This window comes from Luteitalea sp. TBR-22, assembly GCF_016865485.1.
Taxonomy (GTDB): Bacteria; Acidobacteriota; Vicinamibacteria; order Vicinamibacterales; family Vicinamibacteraceae; genus Luteitalea.
This window is the reverse complement of the sequence record NZ_AP024452.1, coordinates 1057950-1075917: the sequence shown is the minus strand read 5'-3', so window position 1 is coordinate 1075917 and position 17968 is coordinate 1057950. Positions and strand designations below refer to the sequence as shown.

The window sequence follows — 17968 nt, the reverse complement described above, 5'->3', positions numbered from 1 at the left end:
ATGCTCGCGATGCCTCGCACCAAGGCGGAGATCGTTGGCGAGTACGGCCCCCTCGAGGGCGTCACGAAGATCAACGGCGTGAGCTACGACGGCCAGCGCGTGTGGCTCGCGACCGGCGACGCGCTGCACACGCTGGACCCGGCGACCGGCGCCTCGCAGCGCGCCATCGACGTGGCCGCGCATGCCGGCACGGCGTACGACGGCACGCACCTCTTCCAGATCGCCGACGCGCGAATCCAGAAGATCGACCCGGCGACCGGCGTCGTGCTTGGGTCGATCCCGGCGCCCGGCCACGGAGAGGACTCCGGCCTGGCCTGGGCCGAGGGCACGCTCTGGGTCGGGCACCATCGTGGCCGGCGGATCTACCAGGTCGATCCCGAGACCGGCGTCGTCCTGCGGACGATCGAGTCGAATCGATTCGTCACCGGCGTGACCTGGGTGGACGGCCAGTTGTGGCACGCGACCTGGGAAGGCGACGAGAGCGAGCTCCGACGACTCGATCCACAGACCGGCGCGGTCGTCGAATCACTCGAGATGCCAGCCGGGGTCGGCGTCTCCGGACTGGAGTCCGACGGCGGCGACCGCTTCTTCTGCGGAGGCGGAGGTAGCGGCCGCCTCAGAACCGTGCTCCGTCCGGGCCGGCGGGTCGACCGCGACGAGCCGCGCCACCCCTGACCGACCGCAGAACGCAGGCTGCCGAGAAGGACGGCCTACCGGTGCGCGTGCTGGAAGACTGGTGCCCGCCGTTCCCCGGGTTCTTTCTCTACTACCCGAGCCGGAAGCAGCACCCTGCGGCGCTCACGGCGCTGATCGAGACGCTTCGCTTGTAGGGCTCGTCCGCGCGTCTGGCGGTGCTACCGGCGCTGAGAATCTCGTCATGGCGGCGGCACTGCCGCTGCGCGCGCGAGCGCGCGCAGCTCCCGATTCTCCAGCGTGCGCGTGCCCGTCCAGTCGCGCGTCACAGCCAGGCGCAGCATGGCGCGACCCAGATCGCGCGACGGGATGCCCAGCGCCGGGATCGCCCGCACCAGTGGCGCCAGCAGCAGCCGCTCGAGACCTGTCGGATGCATCGGGAGGATGGCGGCTGGTCGAACGTTGGCGTGTCGCCCCGGTCCAACGTCGGCGAGGCGGTCTTCCGCCTCGGCCTTCACACGGGCCCACATCATGCGCGACGTCCGGTGTGCGCCCGCGCCGGAGAGATAGATGAAGGCCGCGTCGTTGCTCGTGGCACGGAGGGCACGCGCCGCGGCCAGCGCATAGATCACATGGATATGGCGGTACTCGTCCTCGTCCCTGACGTTTCTCACCGACGTGCCGAGACAGAAGAGGCAGCCCAGGACGCCGGCAAAGTGCGATGCGATGTCGTCGAGGCGGGCGAAGTCGGCACACCGCACTTCGCGCAGCCTGGGGTGGGACACGCCCAGTGGTCGACGCGTGACCGCCCGCACTTCCGTGATCGTCGGGTCCGAAAGGCAGGCATCGACCGCACCGGCACCCGCGGTACCAGTCGGGCCGAACACGATGACGGCCTGCGCATCGTCGGGTGTGGGGATCATCGGCGCACCAGGGCGGCGAGCACCGCCGTCGTTGAGGCGATCAGGCGCCGCTCGTGTTCGGCGCACATGTTGCCGAACCGCGTCGATGGCGGCGTTCGCAGTCCTGGTCGGCTTGGGGAGCCAGCCACGTCGAGAGACGATACAGCATCGCCCCTGCCGTCAGCAGCAGAAGACCCTCGACGCAAGCCGCGGCTCGGCGTTCCCCGCGTGATGGTGAGGGAAAGGGTGGGAGCCGAGGCGCGAAGCGGCAATGGCGACGCAGCACCGACCCTCACGAACCCAGCGGCAGAGGAACGGCGTCTTGCCGCGGATCGGTGAGGGAAAGGGTGGGAGCCGAGGCGCGAAGCGCCAATGGCGACAAGCCCGAGCCACTCACGAACCAGAGGGGTGGGATTCGAGCCCGCTCGCGGCGTCGCGCAGCGATGCCGCGGCTGGCCTGAACACAGCCTCGACGACAACGACTGACCGAAGGGAAGGAGTTGGCGGAGAGGGTGGGATTCGAGCCCGCTCGCGGCGTCGCGCAGCGATGCCGCGGCTGGCCTGAACACAGCCTCGACGACAACGACTGACCGAAGGGAAGGAGTTGGCGGAGAGGGTGGGATTCGAACCCACGTGACGGTTTCCCGTCTAGACGCTTTCGAGGCGCCCCCGTTATGACCGCTTCGGTACCTCTCCGCGCGGCAAGACCCTGAAGTCTACCACGACCAGCACGGCCAGGACCACCGCGTCTCCGCCGACATCTCGCCGGCCTACCGCCCCGTTCCGCCCATCGACGGGCACGTGTTGCCGGTTGCGACGACTGTCGTCACGTGCAACCGCCGCACGTTGACGTCCACCTCCTCCTTGGTCTCGACCGTGGGCGTGTCCTTCATGCCCGCCGCCGGACGCTGTTCGGTCTCGTCCTCCCGCTCCACCTCGGCGTCGCGCCGCACCGACGCGTCCTCACGACCCCGCGCCGTGACCACCGTGTTGGCGTGCGGCCGGAACAGCTCGGCGTCGCCGACCAGCTCGTACGTCAGCGTGTCGCGCCCGGGCACCTGCATGGCGCGCTCGGCCGGCGTCGTGCGCGTGTCAGTGGGCGTCAGCGCATAACTGCGGCCCTCGAGGCTCGACGTCAGGCACCCCGTGATACTGACTTCCGGGCCGTTGGCCGCTCCATGCGCCTCGTCGGCGCCGGCGGCTTGCCCAATCGACGGACCCGACCCGTCGCGGGCCTGGCTGGCACCGGCAGCGGTGGATGGACTGTCCTTGCTCTGGTCGACGTGGTCACGACAGCCGGCTGCGAGCAGCAGCCCGGCCATGGCGAGGGTGAGTGGCGAAACGTGGGGGCGGAGGATGCGCGTCATGCCCTGGACAGAGCAAGGCGCGTGCCCCGCACGCCGGTCCTCGGGTGAGTCGGCGCCATGGCATCTATCGCCGGGCGCGGAAGAACGCCTGCATGACCTGCTGTGCCTGCTCGGCCAGCACGCCCTCGGCCACCTCGACGCGATGGTTCACGTGCGGCGAAGCGAGCACCTGCGCAGTGGACACGACGGCCCCGGCACGCGGCTCGCGCGTGCCGAAGACGAGCCGTGCAATCCGCGCATGGACCAGCGCTCCCGCGCACATGGTGCACGGCTCGACGGTCACGTAGAGTTGCGCGCCCGTCAGGCGATAGTTGCCCAGGTAGGCCGCCGCCTGGCGCAGGGCGACGATCTCGGCGTGCGCGGTGGGATCGACGCCGCTGATCGGCCGGTTGTACCCGCGCCCGATCACCAGGCCGTCGAGCACCACGACCGCGCCCACCGGGACCTCGCCAAGGGACGCGGCATGGCCGGCCAGGCGCAGGGCCTCGCGCATGTGCGACTCGTCGGCAAGTGCGACTCCGTGTGGCTCGGCCATCGGCTGTTCATTGTGCCGCAGGGCCACGCCGTAGCTCACCCGTAAGTGGCCGGGAACCTCTTTCCAAGCGCATGTACCTATTTGCGCCGACGCGCAGGTGTGCTAGAACGGCGTGACCTCCCCCATGATTGCCCTTGCTGGCGCGCGCCGGGAAGGCCCGTCCGCGATCCGGAGGATCCATTGCTCGTTGCAGGTCGCTCGACCTCCGCCGTCAGCGGCGCATCCCATGGTGATCATCCCGCAGCGTCCGAAGCCGGGCGTGGACAGGCGCCTGTCGTCGGCGCTCCCGGGCGTCACACCATCCTGCTGGCGGAGGACCAGGAACCGGTCCGCGTCCTGGCGCGGATGATCCTCGAGCAACACGGCTACCGCGTGTACCCGGCAACCGACGGCGCCGACGGCCTCGCTGTCGCGGAGCGACTGGATACCCTGGATCTGTTGCTCACCGACGTGGTGATGCCGGGGCTCACGGGGCCGCAACTGGCCAGCGAACTCGCCGCGCGGCGGCCAGGCCTGCGCGTGCTGTTCATGTCGGGATACCTGGGCGACACGATGGGGCCGGGCTTGGTGGTGCCGCCGGGGGCGCCGCTGCTGCGGAAGCCTTTCACGCCGACGACGCTGCTCGAGGCCGTCCACAGGGTGCTCGACGGCGAGTCGCCCGGGCGCGACTGAGATCAGGGCCGACTGCCCGCATCGGGGCAGCCGGCCGTACGTCATCTCACCGCTGGTTGACGATCACCTGCATCAGGTTGCCGAGCGCCGAGACGCTCGTCACGCGGATTGTCGTGCCCGTGTTGGGCACCGCCACGCTCGCCCACCCGAAGTTGCCGATGGCCGGATTGGGCGCCACCCAGTAGCTCTGGCTGTCGTCGAACACGGGGTTGGCCGGCAGCCCGCCGTAGCACTGCTCGACGCCGCTGGCGTGCAGGCAGACCTTGTCGGTAGGCTCGACGCCGAACGTCGAGTCGAAGGCCTGGAACCGTGGCCGCCAGACGCGCCCGTTATCGGGACGGACCATGAGCTCCGGATGAGCATCGACCGGCAGCACGAGTCCGCCACAGCGCCCCGCCAGGCAGTAATCGCCGACGTTGTTGTCGGCAAACGACGTGTCGTAGTACCAGACGAGCAGGCCGTCCTGGTACGGGTAGTGCTCCACCCAGTTGGGCGTCGTCGGGAAGCCGAAGTTGTACGGGCCGGTCCGCAGCCCATCGTCGTAGCCGCGGTAGGTGCGGTACTCGGCGAAGTAGGCGTTGAAGAAGCTCTGCGACGTCACGCCGCCGGTCGTGCTGAAGCCATTGAACGTCCAGCCGGCATCGGTCTCGGCGCCATCGGGGGCCTGGCCGGTGATGTTGAGATCGTCGACGCTGAAGCCAGTCTCGACGACTGCGCCGTCGGTCCAGTAGCGGAACCCGATCGTCACGGACTGGCCGCTGAAGGCCGAGAGGTCGGCAACCAGGTCGACCCAGGCGCCACCAGACGAGCCGGTGATGCCATTGCCGAAGTTCTGGCCGTTGGGGTTGGTGTTCACCGAGCGGCTGGTGGCCACCGCGTTGCCGTTCACGGTCACGTAGGCGTAGTCCCAGTCCTGTTCGATCTCGTAGCGCACCTTCGCGGTGAGCAACGGGGCGCCGGTCGGCAGGGTGACCTGCCGCGTCATGCTGTTGTCGAGGCCGTTGCCGTTGCCCGAGGTGTAGAACGCGCTGCCGGCGTACGGCGGATAGAGCGCGGTCTCGATCTTCTTCTCCGGCAGGAGCACGATGAGTTGCTGCGCCTGCTTGGTGTTCGCCATGGCCGGGCCGAGCTTCACGCTCTTGCTCTGCCCCGGGCCGAGCAGTTCGTAGTTGGACCAGTTCAGGAAGATCTTCTCGTACGCGCTCATCGGAATCGGCTTCGAGCCGATCCCCTCCGCGGCCTGGCCCGTGCTGCCGTATGAGCCGCTCGAGTACAGCGTCCAGAATCCCGTCGAGTTCTCGGCGCCGCCCGTGTTGCCGCTGGTGTCGTAGAGGTCGGGCAGGCCGAGGTCGTGGCCGAACTCGTGCGCGAACACGCCGACGCCGCCGTTCTCGGGCTCGACCGTGTAGTCGCCGATCCAGAGGTTGGTGCCGCCCACCTTGACTCCCCCCAGCTTGTTGAACGCCGGGCCGGTGAAGCCGATGTTGTTGTAAAAGGCGTACCAGCGATGGCTCCAGATGGCGTCGGTGCCCTGGGCACCGCCACCGGTTTCCTCGCCTTCACCCGCGTGCACCGCCTGGAAGTGGTCGATGTACCCGTCGGGCTCGTTGAAGTTGCCGTCGCCGTCGTAGTCGTAGCGGTCCCAGACGTCGTACCTGGCCAGCGACGCCTCGATGTCCGCCGGCGACTTGCCGGCGGCGATCTGCGCGTTGTACCAGGCGTTCACCGTGTCGCGCACGAAGAGCCAGGTGCGGGCGCAGACGATCCCGCCGCAGTAGTTCGACCCGTAGTTGGCCTCGTTGAACGGCACGGTGACCCAGTCCTCGACCCCGCCGTTGACCGTGTACCGGTTCGACGACTGCTCGATGTAGAAGTTGCGCATCGAGATTGCGCCGGGCGCCCCGGAGAACAGCAGGTTCGTGTAGTAGGCCTGCGAGAAGTCGGCCGCCCAGATGCTGGTGTTGTCCACCGTGCGGTCGGGCTGGGGGATCTGGTTGCGCACGGGCCCCGGCGTGCCGCCATAGGAGGGGTTGATCGACGTGCCGAACTGGCCGAGGACGGTCCAAATCGTGTCCTCCCCCTGGCGGGCGAGTTCCACGAACTGGCCCTTGGCCACCTTGTATATCTTGCCGCGGGCCTTGCCGGCGAGGCGGGCCTGCAAGCCGCGGGTGCGGAGCTGACGCTGCACGGTGCCGAGCGGATGGGCGGGGCTATCGGACTTGCCTGCCGGGATGGCGGCCAGGTCGGCGCCATCCTGCGCGGGGGCCTGCGCCAGCGCCAGCGGCGGCGAGGCGAGGAGGAGGGCGAACGCCAGCGTGGCGATCGTCGTGGTGGGCTTCATGAGGCACTCCCGAACGCGCGAGGGGAGCATCGGGCGTGGCGGCCGGGAGAGGAAACGGTCGGAACGCCGGGGCTCGGCGTCGCGCACCTGCCGCCGAGCTCCTGGCGCATGCGCACCGGCACCGGCCGGGGCGGATGGAGTCCCGGCGGGCGCGGGGCCGCCTGCGTCGGTGGTCGATGCTTGGTCAACGACGGCCGCGGCCGGATCGAACGGGCGTGGCGGGCATGCATCAGCGCGGCCCCGGTGGGTTCCGTCGCCGAGGAAGGTTGTGGTAGACTCCGAATTCTGTGCTCGGCGCGTCGGCCTCACCGACAGGCCCGAGCATCAGCCCGGAAGCGCCCTTAGCTCAGCTGGATAGAGCGTCTGGCTACGAACCAGGAGGTCGCACGTTCGAATCGTGCAGGGCGCACCACTCCTCACTCCGTTCGTCGTAGTGCCCCCTGTAGCCGTCGCCCTTGGGCGACGGTCAGTGATGCTTCGCTCGCCGCAGGGCCGTTGTCGCCATCGGCGCTGCGCGCCTCGGCTCCCCTCAGCTCCGCCACCACCACGCAGCCACCGCCGGTTCGTGGCCGTCGACGTTCACGTCGACGGACACGGAGGAGTCGCTAGTCGCCGCGCGCCACAGCTTCCACGTCTGGCAAGACCGCCTGGGCCTCGACAAGCAAGGACGGCGGGGTGATTCCTCTCGGAAGTCGCCCCATCTCGGCGGGAGGTATCCGGGTCGGACGGCGGCCCGTCGTCTTGACGTCCCCTGGGGGAGCGGCTAGGCTCCGGCCCCATGTCCCGAAGCACCCGCGAGGCCGTGACGCGTGCGTTCCTGTTGGTCGCCATCGGGTGCTTGGCCGGAACGAGCCAGCAGGCGCAGGCACAGGAACATGTGCTCCCGCTCTACGACCGCACGATGCCGAACGCCAGGCCCACCACGGCGACAGAGCGGGTCGAGGCTCGCGACATCACGTGGATCACCAACGTGCGCGATCCGCAGATCGCCGTGTTCCTGCCGACCAGGAAGTTCGCCACCGGCCAGGCCGTGATCATCTGCCCGGGCGGCGGCTATGGCGGGCTGGCCTATGACCTCGAGGGGACCGACATCGCCCGGTCTCTCAACGCCATCGGGGTGGCGGGTGTCGTCCTGAAGTACAGGCTACCGTCCACGGACGGCAGCGTGGAGCCGCACAAGACGCCGCTGCTCGATGCGACGCGCGCCATGCGCCTGGTTCGATCCCGCGCGGCCCAGTGGAACATCGACCCCGCCCGCATCGGCATCATGGGGTTCTCGGCGGGCGGCCATCTGGCGTCGACGCTGGGCACCCACTTCGACAACGGAGACGCCACAGCGGCGGACCCGGTCGACCGGCTCAGCTCCCGGCCGGACTTCATGATCCTGATGTATCCCGTCATCTCGTTCGTGGATGCCGCGGCGCACACGGGCTCGCGGAAGAACCTGCTCGGCGACGCTCCCCCACCCGACCGGGTCGCCTACTACTCGAACGAGCTGCAGGTGACGAGCGAGACGCCACCGACGTTCCTGGTACACGCCAGCGACGACACGGCCGTGCCAGTGGACAACTCCCTGCTGATGTACAAGGCACTCCGGCGGGCGCGCGTCCCTGCCGAACTGCATGTGCTCTCGGAAGGGGGGCACGGCTTTGGCCTGGCTCTCGACAACGCGCACGTGGCGTCGTGGACCACCAGCCTGAAGCTATGGCTCCAGGCGCTCGCGACACCGGCACGCTAGCGTCCGGCGCGCGGGCGTCAGGCGTTGGTGCGCGCGTCGACGACCTCGCGGACCCTCCGGATATCCGCGGGTGTGGTGCGGCAGCACCCGCCGAGCCACGATGCCCCGGCGTCGATCCACTCGTCCAGATCCGTGGTGAAGCGGGTGGCAGTGCCCTCCCACCGGTGGGCACGAGCGTTCCACACCTCCCCGGAGTTCGGGTAGACGACGATCGGCTTGGCGGTGGCCATGGCGATGGTGCGCACGAGGGCGGTCACCAGAGCCGGGTCCACGCAGTTGACCCCGATCGCGACCACCTGTGGTTCTGCGTCGAGAAACCGCGCGCAGTCCGCGATCGCGTCACCGGCGGACGTGTGCGCGCCGTCGCGACAGGTGAAGGTGACCCATGCCCGGGCAGACGCGTGCTCGTGCAACACGCCGACGATGGCCCGCGCCTCGAGCAGGGATGGAATGGTCTCGCAGGCGAGCAGGTCCGGTGCGGCCCCGAGGAGCGTGGCCAGCCGCGGACGGTGAAACGCCGCGAGCGCGTCTTCGTCCAGCCCGTAGTCACCGCGATACTCCGATCCGTCGTGGAGGGTGGCTCCATACGGCCCGATGGAGGCGGCGACACGCAGCGTCCGTCCGGACTCGCGGTGGCGGGCGTGGAATCGGTCGCGCGCCGAGCGTGCCAACGCGACCGAGCGTTGCAGGAGGGCTCTGGTGTCCTCGCGCGAGTACCCGCATGCGGCGAACCCGTCGTCACTCGCCTGGTAACTGGCGGTGATGGCGATGTCGGCGCCGGCCTCGAAGTAGTCGAGGTGGACGGCCTCGATGGCGTCTGGGGCGTCGGCGAGAAGCCGGGCCGACCAGAGCGCATCGGCGAGGTCGAAGCCGCGGGCTTCGAGCTCGGTCGCGAGGCCGCCGTCGAGGACCGTCAGACGCGTTCCCGGGTGCAACATCGGCAATTGCTCACTATCGCCGCTTGGGGGCCGGTGAGAAGCTCCAGACATCGTCGTCCACCAGGGCCGGATCGGGCGCGGCGAACGACGCCTCGCGATCGCCCCCGAACGTGAAGATCGACGGGCGCATCCCACCCTGCCCGCCGCGGACCACCAGCGAATCGAAGTCGTACTTCACGTCCTCGGGCCCATCGGCGTTCCACGGTGACTCGCTGACCAGCGTCCACGTGGCGCCGTCGCGGCTCTCCCACAAATCGCGTGGGTGCGCGGGCACGAACGGATTGGTCGGGAAGCCGAAGCCGCCGAAGCAGAGGAACGTGTCGAAGAGCACCTGGCACTGGTGGCCCGGGCGTGGGCTCCAGCCCGCCGCGGGCGTCACCAATTCCCAGGTGGCGCCATCCGCCGATCGCCAGACGTTGAAGCAGGGGCACACCGGTCCCTGCGGCCCGAAGGTGCACAGGAAGCCGTCCTCGCCGCCGAGCAGATAGAGATAGCCGTTCTTCTCCGCCACCGCTGCCCCGGCTCGAGGCCTGGTGTCGGCCCCAGGCTGCCGCAGGCCCCGACAGGCGCGACGCGTGTCATGGGCAGGCAGTCACTACCGCTGGTCGTGGCCGTCGACGTTCACGTCGACGGTCACCGAGGCCGGGACGTCGCGCACAAACCGCAGCACGCGCTCCGGCGCGAGGGCATCAGGCACGAGGAGTTCGAGGACGATTCTGGCACCTTGGGTGTCCGTCCCAGGTTGCCGGGAGCCGCGGGTGACGCGACTCCACCCGGATGCTGACATCACGCTACGCAACGGCAACGCAGACGACATGCGCGGCCCTGTGTCATGGCCGCCACGCTCTCACCGCGTGACGTGCGGCGAGTAGTCCACGACGAACGCGCTCACGAAGATGCCGCTCGCGCCGAGCAGTTGTCCGAACTTCTTGTGCTCGGGATGCGGCAGGTAGGCGTCGCGTGCCGCGGCATCCTTGAAGGTCAGCTGATAGACGTGCGTGAAGCCCTGGTTCAGTCCCTCCGGGCTGTTGTTCACGCCATCCTCGAACCCGGTGATGCCGGGGATGCTCTTCGACAGCGCGCGGAATGCGTCGGTGATCTGCTGGATCTGCGCCGGCGTGGCCTCGGGCTTGTACTTGAAGACGACGACGTGGCGGACGGCCTGGGCGGGCGCCTGGGCCGCGGTGGGGCAGGTGAGGGGACCGAGGGTCACGGCACCAAGCGCGCACACGGTGAGGATGACGGCAGAGAGTCTGGGCATCGGCGCATTCTATGCGGATGCGGCCGCGGGAGCGTGCCGCCGGCTCCGACCTGATGGCATCGGCGCACTGCTCGGAATGAGCCTGCTTCCGCGACGGCACCAGGTCCGACCCGATTCGCGGCCAGTGCCAGCGTGTCGAGTTTCCGCAAGGCGGGACGGCTTCGCGACCGCGGCCATCGACCTGAAGTGCGATCGCCATGTCTTCTCTACTCGACGGTCAGCGAGAACGTGGTCGGCTGGGCGAGTGTGTTCCGGAATGGCACGCCGACGTAGAGGAGACGACTGTCTCCGGCACCGACCGTCCACACGGAGAGGTGGCGTGGACCGACGACCTCTGCGGCAATTCCAGCGAAGCCGTCCGAGGCCCACATCCCGAGGGCGACCTCCCCGTCCCAGCGCACGTGCACCCGTCTGGGCGACTGCGCACTGCCGGCCTCGCCGCCGACGCGAATCAGCTTGCACGGACGGCAGTAGTCGCTTTCGTAGACCTCGCCGACGTAATAGGGCAGGTCATCGGTCGTCAGCGAGACGGCGAGCGTCTCACCGGGCGTGATGACCACCCGCCGCGCAATCGGGAGCCGCAGGTCCGCGTCGGGTGACGCACCCAGACCCCATCGGCGTGATTCGAAGCCGGAGGCGTCGACGGTCACGAACACCGACGCGCCGACCGGCAGCACCAGCGAGAATCGTCCATCAGGGTCCGACTCGGCACTGTTCAGCCCGTGAGACACGCGAGCCCCGCCAACCGGCCGGTTGTCCGTGTCGACGACCGTTCCGACGACCTGCCGTGTCGCCACCGGCGCCGCCGGCGTCGGCGCCAGGGGCGCGCGCCCATCGGAGCCACCACACGCCGTTGCAGCCACCCCGGCCAGGACAACGACGACTCGAACGACGGAGAACGCCTGCCACATCACCATGGTGAGAGAGGCGAAAAGCGAGCGCGTGATCTGCAACTCGGCTGGGCCGTTGTCGCCGCGGCCGAGTCAGCCTCGGCGCGTTGCCATCGCCCGACAGTCCTGTGGAGGTCCGGCCGCCACCGCGCCGTGTCGCCATCGGCGCACGGCGCCTCGTCTCGCCTCATCTCCAGCACCGCCACCGGGGTGGGCACGCCTCGCGGACGACCTGATAGCATCACCGCACGTCGCGTGATGCCTCCCGTCATGGTCCTGTTCCGGCTCCACCTGTTGCTGGCCCTGGCGTGCACGCTGGCGGCTCCTGCCCCCTCGCTCGCGCAACAGGATCGCGGCGCAGGCGCCATCGACGTCGACGTCACCCTGCCCTCACACCCCCCGGCGCGGCAGGCCGACCGCTACGTCTCCTCGACCGGCGAGGCCCGCAGCACACAGGACGTGCCCGCCGTGGTCTACATCGCCGGACCGGTCGCGGGCGCGCCCGAGGCGCGCCCGTCGGGCCTCGAGCTCGCGCAGCGTGGCGAGGCCTTCCGTCCGCCACTTCTGGTGGTCCCCGTCGGGGCGCGCGTCGGCTTCCCGAACGGCGACAACCTGTTCCACAACGTCTTCTCGTACTCGCGCCCCAAACGCTTCGACCTCGGGCGCTATCCGCGAGGCGAATCCAAGACGGTCACCTTCGACAAGCCCGGGTACGTGAAGGTGCTGTGCGAGGTCCACAAGTGGATGCGCGCCGGCGTCCTCGTCGTCGACAACCCGTACTACGCGGTGGTCGAGGCCAGCGGCCGTGTCAGGCTCGACGGCGTGCCGGCGGGACGCTACACCCTGGTGCTCGAGACCTTCGATCGGCGCGCGCAGGCCGTCGTGGATGTACCCCAGGGCGGGGCGGCGCGCGTCGCCCTCGCGCCGTGACCATCAGTTTCCGCGGCCGGCTGCTCGCCGCGCTCGTCGGCAGCGTCGGCCTCCTCGGCCTCGCCAGCTTCCTCGTCGTCGGCCACCAGACCCAGCGGCAGGTGGACCGCGTGGCCGCCCACACGGCCGACCGGACGCGACGGGCCCTGGCCGAAGTCGAACGGCTGCGCCGTGCGGAGCTCACGCGCGTGGCGCGCCGCCTGACGAGTTCGATCCGCATCGCCGCGGCGCTCGACGCGGTCGTGTCCGGCGGCGATCGACGCGAATTCGTCGAGCAGGTCCAGTACGAGCTGGCGCTCGCCGAGCTGCGCGAAGGGCTGGTGCAGTTCAGCGACGCGCAGGGCACGCCCGTGCTCACGCTGCTCGACTCGGCGCCTGTCGACGCGGATCGGTCACGCCCGGCCCCCGTCTCCGGGGATGCCGCCGGCGCCTACCGTATCGTCGCCGGCCGCCTCTTCATGGTCATCACCGAAGCGCTGACGCTGTTTGACAGCCAGGTCGGGAGCCTCACGCTCGGCTTCGCCGTGGACGACGAGGTCGCGACGCGGCTCGCGGCGATCGTGGAGGCCGACGTCTGCTTTGCGGCCGGGCGGTGCCTGGCCGCGAGCCCGGGCGCCAAGGACGCCGCGCTCGCCATGGCGCTGGTGAGCGCGGCGAAGGTGGAGGTGCCGACGTTTCTGACCCACGGCGGCCGACGGCTCGCGATCGTGGCGACGCCGCTGGCTGGCAGCGGCCCGGCCGTCGCCGTGAGCGCCGTGCCGCTCGACGAAGTGATCGGGCCATTCGATCGCATCAGGCGCGTCGGGCTCGTGGCCGCCGCAGGCGCGCTGCTGCTCGCGGTGCTGCTCGGCGCGGTGTTGTCGGCACAACTGACCCAGCCGATTCGCACGCTCGTGGCGGCGACGACGCGGGTGCGCCGTGGCGAGTACGATTTCCAGGTGACCGTGCCACACGCTGACGAGTTCGGGACGCTGGCCGGCGCGTTCAACCAGATGACCGAAGGGCTGCTGCTGAAGGAGCGCTACCGCAGCGTGCTCGACAAGGTGGTGTCGCCCGACGTCGCGGCGGAGCTGCTCAAGGGCGACCTGCAGCTCGGCGGCGAGACGCGGGAGGTGTCGACGCTCTTTGCAGACGTGCGCGGCTTCAGCTCGCTCACCGAGCACCTGCCGCCGCAGGACGTGATCGCGATGCTCAACGAGTGGCTCGAGCTCGCGGCGCGGACGATCACCGACGAGGGCGGTGTGGTCGACAAGTACGTCGGCGACATGGTGATGGGCGTGTTCGGTGCGCCGGTGGCCGACGCGCAGCACGCACTGCACGCGGTCCGCGCGGCGCTACGGCTGCGCGACGTGACCCGTACGTTCGACCAGGCCAGGCGTGCCCGTGGCGATACCCCCTTCGCGATCGGCGTCGGCGTCAATAGCGGCCCGGCGGTGGCCGGCAACATGGGGTCGTCGACGCGACTGAACTACACGGTGCTTGGCGCCTCGGTGAATGCTGCCAATCGCCTGTGCTCGGAGGCCGGCGCCGGCGAAGTGCTGATCGGCGACCGGACGCACGCCCTCGTCGCACCGCACGTCGTGGCGCGGGCCCTCGAGCCGCGCCCCATCAAGGGCTTCTCGACGCCGGTCACGCCCTACCTGGTGCACGGACTCGCGGGCGACGCGGAGGTACGGGCGTGATCGCGCGAGCCGCCAGCGCCGTGGCGATCGCGGTGGCCCTGCTCGCACCCGCGCCGACGGCGGCACAGGTGTTCGACCTGCCGACCCTCGAGCAGGCAGGCGTGCGCTACGACTCGCCAGGCGGACTCGTGCAGATCGTGCCGAGCGCCCGCATCGACGTCGACCTGTTGGTGCCGCAGGACGAACCCGCCTGGCACCTCGACGCCACGAGTCCCTTCGTCGCGGGGCGCGTGAGCCTGTTCACCGACCTGTTCATCGGGCGCAGGCTCTTCTTCTCCACCGAGGTGCGCGTCGACCGCGGACAGCCCGCCACGGCAGGGCCGCTGCGCCTGCACCTGCAGCAAGCGTTCGTCCGCTACACGCCGGTGCCCGGCAAGAACGTCCACCTGCAGGCCGGCAAGTTCGTGTCGCCGTTCGGCGGCTATCCCGGGCGCGCGCACACGAAGGCCGACCCGTTCGTGCGGCCGCCGCTGGCCTACGACTACCGCACGGTGATGTCGGCGACCGAGTTCCCCGCGGCCAACGACGGTGTCTTCACGTGGAAGGACCGGCCGCCGTTCCGCGCCGCCGGCCTCCCCATCGTGTGGGCGGTGCCTTACCCGATTGGAGCCACGCTCTCGGTCGGCCGTGGTCCGGTGTCTGCCGTCGGCGGGGTGACGACCAGCGCGGTATCTGCCGATCCGCGTGACTGGGATCGCTGGCGGGTCGACGCGCCGGGCGGCTTCTCGGGCGTCGGCAACGTGCGCTGGCGGGTGCGGCCTGAACTGCAGGTGGCCGTTTCGTATGCGCGAGGCGCCTACATGCGTCCGACCGTCGATGCGCCGCGGCAGGACCAGGAGACGTGGGGCCTCGACGCCACCTTCGAACGAGGACGCCATGCGATCCGCGGTGAGTTGCTGGTGAACCGCTGGGAAGTCTTCCGCGTGGCCGAGGCGCCTCGCGACGTCTCGGGCTATGTGGAAGCCCAGGCGACGCTGGCCGCCGGCTGGTTCGTCGCAGCACGCGCCAATGCGATCGTGTTCCGCGATCTGGCGCGGTCATCGGGCGTGCGCGACCGGTGGGACTACGACATGAGCCGCTACCAGTTCGGCACCGGCTACCGCCTGGGCCGCAGCAGCGAGATCCGCGGCGAGTACATGATCAACCGCACGGTGGGCCGCGACGATCCGCGGGACGACCTGCTGTCGTTGCAGTGGAGCTGGACGTTCTAGGGACGGCATTCGGCCGTCGGCAGTCACGGAGTCGGGAGTCGGGAGTCGGGAGTCGGGAGTCGGGAGTCGGGAGTCGAGGAAACCACGATGGCTGACGAGTGTTGCCCTGGCGGGACCTGCACGCCGCAGGTGGATCGACGCGACTTCGTGCGCCTGGTCGGCCTCGGGCTGACGTCGGCGGCCGCGCCAGCGGGTGTGCAGGCGGCATCGGCGCCGACGACCGAGCAGGCCGGGCCGCCTCCTGGGGATGTGCCGGGCGCCGCGGCGCTGCTCGCAGACGACGCGTGGCCGTCGCTGCGCGTGTACGACCGCCACCACCTGGCGCGCATCGCGCTGCCGCTCGGCGGCATCGGCACGGGCACCGTGTCACTCGGCGGCCGTGGCGACCTGCGCGACTGGGAGGTGATGAACCGCCCGGGCAAGGGCTTCGTGCCCGCCTTCGCGGGCGCCGCGCCCTTCCTCGCGCTCTACACCCGGCGTGGCACGTCGCCGGCCGTCTGCCGGCTGCTCGAGGGCCCGGTGGACGATCATGCGTGGGAGGGCAGCCACGGCGCGCCGGGCGCGAACCTGAACCTGCCCCGCTTCCGCGATGCGGCGTTCGCCACCGCCTACCCGTTCGGCCGCGTCGTGCTGCGCGACGACGACGTGCCGCTCGAGGTGCACGTCAAGGCCTTCAATCCACTCGTGCCCGGCGATGCCGACGCCAGCGGACTCCCGCTCGCCTCGATCACCGTCGAACTGCACAACACGAGCGGCGAGCAGGTATCGGCGGCGGTGTGCGCGACGCTGCCCAACTTCATCGGCGTCGACGGCTCGCAGACGACGAAGGACTGGAAGGGCGATCGTCAGTACGTCGGGGCGAAGGGCAACCGCATCGCGAGCCGCGACGCCGACGGGCTGCACGGACTCGTCTACACGTCGGCCGGCGTCGACCCGCTCGCCGAGACCTGGGGAACGCTGGCGCTCGCGACGACGGCGACCGCGGGCGTGACGCGACGGACATCCTGGGTGGCCCCCCGCTGGGGCGTGCCGCTGCTCGACTTCTGGGACGACTTCTCGGCCGACGGCCGCCTCGACGAGCGCGCGGGTGATCCCGACGTCAACACGCCGGTGGGTTCGCTCGCGGTGTCGATCGAGGTGCCTGCCGGCGCGACGCGCGCGGTGACCTTCCTCCTCGCGTGGCACTTCCCCAACCGCTACACGTGGACGCCGGCGCACACGCCGCCGTCGGGCGACGACCGCATCGGCAACCACTACACGACGCGCTGGAGCGACGCGTGGGAGGTACTGGCGCGCGAGGCGCCGCGCCTCGACGCGCTCCGGATGCGCACCGCGCGGTTCGTCGACGGCGTGTGCCGCAGCGACCTGCCGCCCGAGGTGAAGGAAGCCGCGCTGTTCAACGTCAGCACGCTGCGCACGCAGACGTGCTTCCGCACGCCTGACGGCACCTTGTTCGGCTGGGAGGGCATCGCCGACACGCAGGGCTGCTGCCACGGCTCGTGCACGCACGTCTGGAACTACGAGCAGGCGACGGCGTACCTGTTCGGCGACCTTGCGTGGTCGATGCGCGAGGTCGAGTTCGGGCCGGCGATCGACGCGCAGGGCATGATGAGCTTCCGGGTGCACCTGCCGCTGTCGCGCGGCGCGGCATTCGGCAAGGCTGCCGCCGACGGGCAGATGGGCTGCGTGATGAAGGCCTATCGCGACTGGCAGCTCTCGGGCCGCGACGACGACCTGCGGCGCCTGTGGCCGGCCATCAAGCGCAGCGTGGAGTTCTGCTGGATCCCGGGTGGCTGGGACGCCGACCGCGACGGCGTGATGGAAGGCTGCCAGCACAACACGATGGACGTCGAGTACTACGGGCCGAACCCGCAGATGGGCCTGTGGTACCTCGGCGCCCTGCGCGCCGCGACCGAGATGGCCACCTACGTCGGCGACGCGCCGTTCGCGGAGACCTGCCGCACCCTCTACGCGCGCGGCCGCGCGTGGATCGACACGCAGCTGTTCAACGGCGAGTACTACGAACACGAGGTGCGTCCGCCGTCGAGCGCGTCGGCGGTGGCGCCGAGCCTGCAGGTCGGCATGGGCGCCAAGGACGTCACGAAGCCGGAGTTCCAGCTCGCGAAGGGCTGCCTCGTCGACCAGCTCGTGGGGCAGTTCATGGCGCGCGTCTGCGACCTCGGTTCGCTGGTCGACGTCGATCACGCGCGCACGACCCTGCGCAGCATCCTCAAGTACAACGCGCGGTCGGACATGCATGCGCACTTCAACAACATGCGCGTGTTCGCGATGGGCGAGGACGCCGCGCTGCTGATGGCCAGCTATCCGAAGGGCCGTCCCGAGAACCCGTTCCCGTACTTCACCGAGGTGATGACCGGGTTCGAGTACGCGGCCGCCGTCGGGATGCTGTACGAGGGCCTCGAAGCCGAGGGCCTCCAGTGCATCCGCATGATCCGGGCGCGTTACGACGGACGCCGACGCAACCCGTTCGACGAGGCCGAGTGCGGCCATCACTACGCTCGCGCGATGGCGAGCTGGGCGGCGATCCTCGCGCTGACCGGCTTCCACTACTCGGCGGTGACCAGGCTGCTGCGCGTGGCGGAGCGGCCGGGCCGCTATCCGTGGTCCACCGGCTACGCGTCGGGGGTGATGCACATCGGCGAGCGGGCACCGGGCACCGCGGACCGGGCACCGGGGACCGCACGCCGGCGCTTCACGCTCGAGGTACACGAGGGGCGCCTGGCCCTGGAGTTCGTGCGCGTCGGCGAGGGTGCGGTGGTGCCGTCCGGGCGCACGCAGCCGCTGGTCGGCGGCGACCGCGTGGAGATCGCGTACAGGTAGGGCCCGGGCTCCGACCGCGCCGTTCGC

The 17968-nt window shown here is 70.2% G+C and carries 15 protein-coding genes and 2 tRNA genes; 8 read left to right on the top strand and 9 right to left on the bottom strand.

Going from position 1 to position 17968, the window contains the following annotated elements; genetic code table 11:
• Nucleotides 1–9 precede the first annotated feature (9 nt).
• Nucleotides 10–675: a hypothetical protein gene (locus TBR22_RS04420; protein ID WP_239491745.1), complete on the top strand. Its 666-nt coding sequence runs from the start codon at nt 10–12 to the stop codon at nt 673–675.
• Nucleotides 676–875: 200 nt separating this feature from the next.
• On the opposite strand, the gene TBR22_RS04415 is transcribed toward TBR22_RS04420, so the two are convergent.
• From TBR22_RS04415 to tadA, 4 genes are all read right to left on the bottom strand, one after another.
• On the bottom strand, nt 876–1556 hold the full coding sequence (locus TBR22_RS04415; RefSeq protein WP_239491744.1) for a hypothetical protein: 681 nt from the start codon (nt 1554–1556) through the stop codon (nt 876–878).
• 584 nt (nt 1557–2140) lie between these two features.
• Nucleotides 2141–2231: transfer RNA gene (locus tag TBR22_RS04410), tRNA-Ser, on the bottom strand.
• 74 nt (nt 2232–2305) lie between these two features.
• Entirely contained in the window at nt 2306–2902 is a 597-nt protein-coding gene (locus TBR22_RS04405; protein ID WP_239491743.1) for a hypothetical protein, read from the bottom strand.
• Nucleotides 2903–2966: 64 nt separating this feature from the next.
• On the bottom strand, nt 2967–3437 hold the full coding sequence (gene tadA / locus TBR22_RS04400) for a tRNA adenosine(34) deaminase TadA (protein ID WP_239491742.1): 471 nt from the start codon (nt 3435–3437) through the stop codon (nt 2967–2969).
• A 180-nt stretch (nt 3438–3617) separates the two neighbouring features.
• Here tadA and TBR22_RS04395 point away from each other — a divergent pair, with 180 nt between their 5' ends.
• The gene (locus TBR22_RS04395) at nt 3618–4109 is read left to right on the top strand and encodes a response regulator (protein ID WP_239491741.1); all 492 of its coding nucleotides are present in this window, start codon (nt 3618–3620) and stop codon (nt 4107–4109) included.
• A 46-nt stretch (nt 4110–4155) separates the two neighbouring features.
• Here the strand turns inward: TBR22_RS04395 and TBR22_RS04390 are convergent, their stop codons facing one another.
• On the bottom strand, nt 4156–6450 hold the full coding sequence (locus TBR22_RS04390) for an immune inhibitor A domain-containing protein (protein WP_239491740.1): 2295 nt from the start codon (nt 6448–6450) through the stop codon (nt 4156–4158).
• Nucleotides 6451–6785: 335 nt separating this feature from the next.
• On the opposite strand from TBR22_RS04390, the gene TBR22_RS04385 reads away from it, so the two are divergent.
• Nucleotides 6786–6862, top strand: a tRNA-Arg gene (locus TBR22_RS04385).
• Nucleotides 6863–7228: 366 nt separating this feature from the next.
• A complete protein-coding gene (locus TBR22_RS04380; protein WP_239491739.1) occupies nt 7229–8188 on the top strand; it encodes an alpha/beta hydrolase in 960 nt (319 codons plus the stop codon).
• A gap of 17 nt (nt 8189–8205) precedes the next feature.
• Here TBR22_RS04380 and mmuM read toward each other — a convergent pair whose 3' ends face one another.
• From mmuM to TBR22_RS04360, 4 genes are all read right to left on the bottom strand, one after another.
• Nucleotides 8206–9126, bottom strand: coding sequence for a homocysteine S-methyltransferase (gene mmuM, locus TBR22_RS04375; protein WP_239491738.1), 921 nt, complete (start codon nt 9124–9126; stop codon nt 8206–8208).
• Between the two features lie 13 nt (nt 9127–9139).
• Nucleotides 9140–9637: a hypothetical protein gene (locus tag TBR22_RS04370; protein ID WP_239491737.1), complete on the bottom strand. Its 498-nt coding sequence runs from the start codon at nt 9635–9637 to the stop codon at nt 9140–9142.
• Between the two features lie 336 nt (nt 9638–9973).
• Nucleotides 9974–10387 carry a Dabb family protein gene (locus TBR22_RS04365; RefSeq protein ID WP_239491736.1) on the bottom strand — a complete coding sequence of 138 codons (414 nt, stop codon included), beginning with the start codon at nt 10385–10387 and terminating at the stop codon, nt 9974–9976.
• Between the two features lie 206 nt (nt 10388–10593).
• Nucleotides 10594–11298, bottom strand: a complete 705-nt coding sequence (locus tag TBR22_RS04360) for a carboxypeptidase-like regulatory domain-containing protein (RefSeq protein WP_255665375.1) — start codon at nt 11296–11298, stop codon at nt 10594–10596.
• Between the two features lie 237 nt (nt 11299–11535).
• On the opposite strand from TBR22_RS04360, the gene TBR22_RS04355 reads away from it, so the two are divergent.
• The 4 genes from TBR22_RS04355 to TBR22_RS04340 all read left to right on the top strand — a co-directional run bounded on the left by TBR22_RS04355 (nt 11536) and on the right by TBR22_RS04340 (nt 17941).
• The gene (locus TBR22_RS04355) at nt 11536–12207 is read left to right on the top strand and encodes a hypothetical protein (protein ID WP_239491734.1); all 672 of its coding nucleotides are present in this window, start codon (nt 11536–11538) and stop codon (nt 12205–12207) included.
• Nucleotides 12204–13889: an adenylate/guanylate cyclase domain-containing protein gene (locus TBR22_RS04350; RefSeq protein WP_239491733.1), complete on the top strand. Its 1686-nt coding sequence runs from the start codon at nt 12204–12206 to the stop codon at nt 13887–13889. Before TBR22_RS04355 ends, TBR22_RS04350 begins: the two co-directional genes overlap by 4 nt.
• Nucleotides 13886–15100 (top strand): hypothetical protein, encoded by a 1215-nt coding sequence (locus TBR22_RS04345; protein WP_239491732.1) that lies wholly within the window; start codon nt 13886–13888, stop codon nt 15098–15100. The genes TBR22_RS04350 and TBR22_RS04345 overlap by 4 nt, the downstream gene beginning before the upstream one ends.
• An 87-nt stretch (nt 15101–15187) precedes the next feature.
• Complete coding sequence (locus tag TBR22_RS04340) at nt 15188–17941, top strand: GH116 family glycosyl-hydrolase (RefSeq protein WP_239491731.1); 2754 nt, start codon at nt 15188–15190, stop codon at nt 17939–17941.
• The last annotated feature ends 27 nt before the right edge of the window (nt 17942–17968 follow it).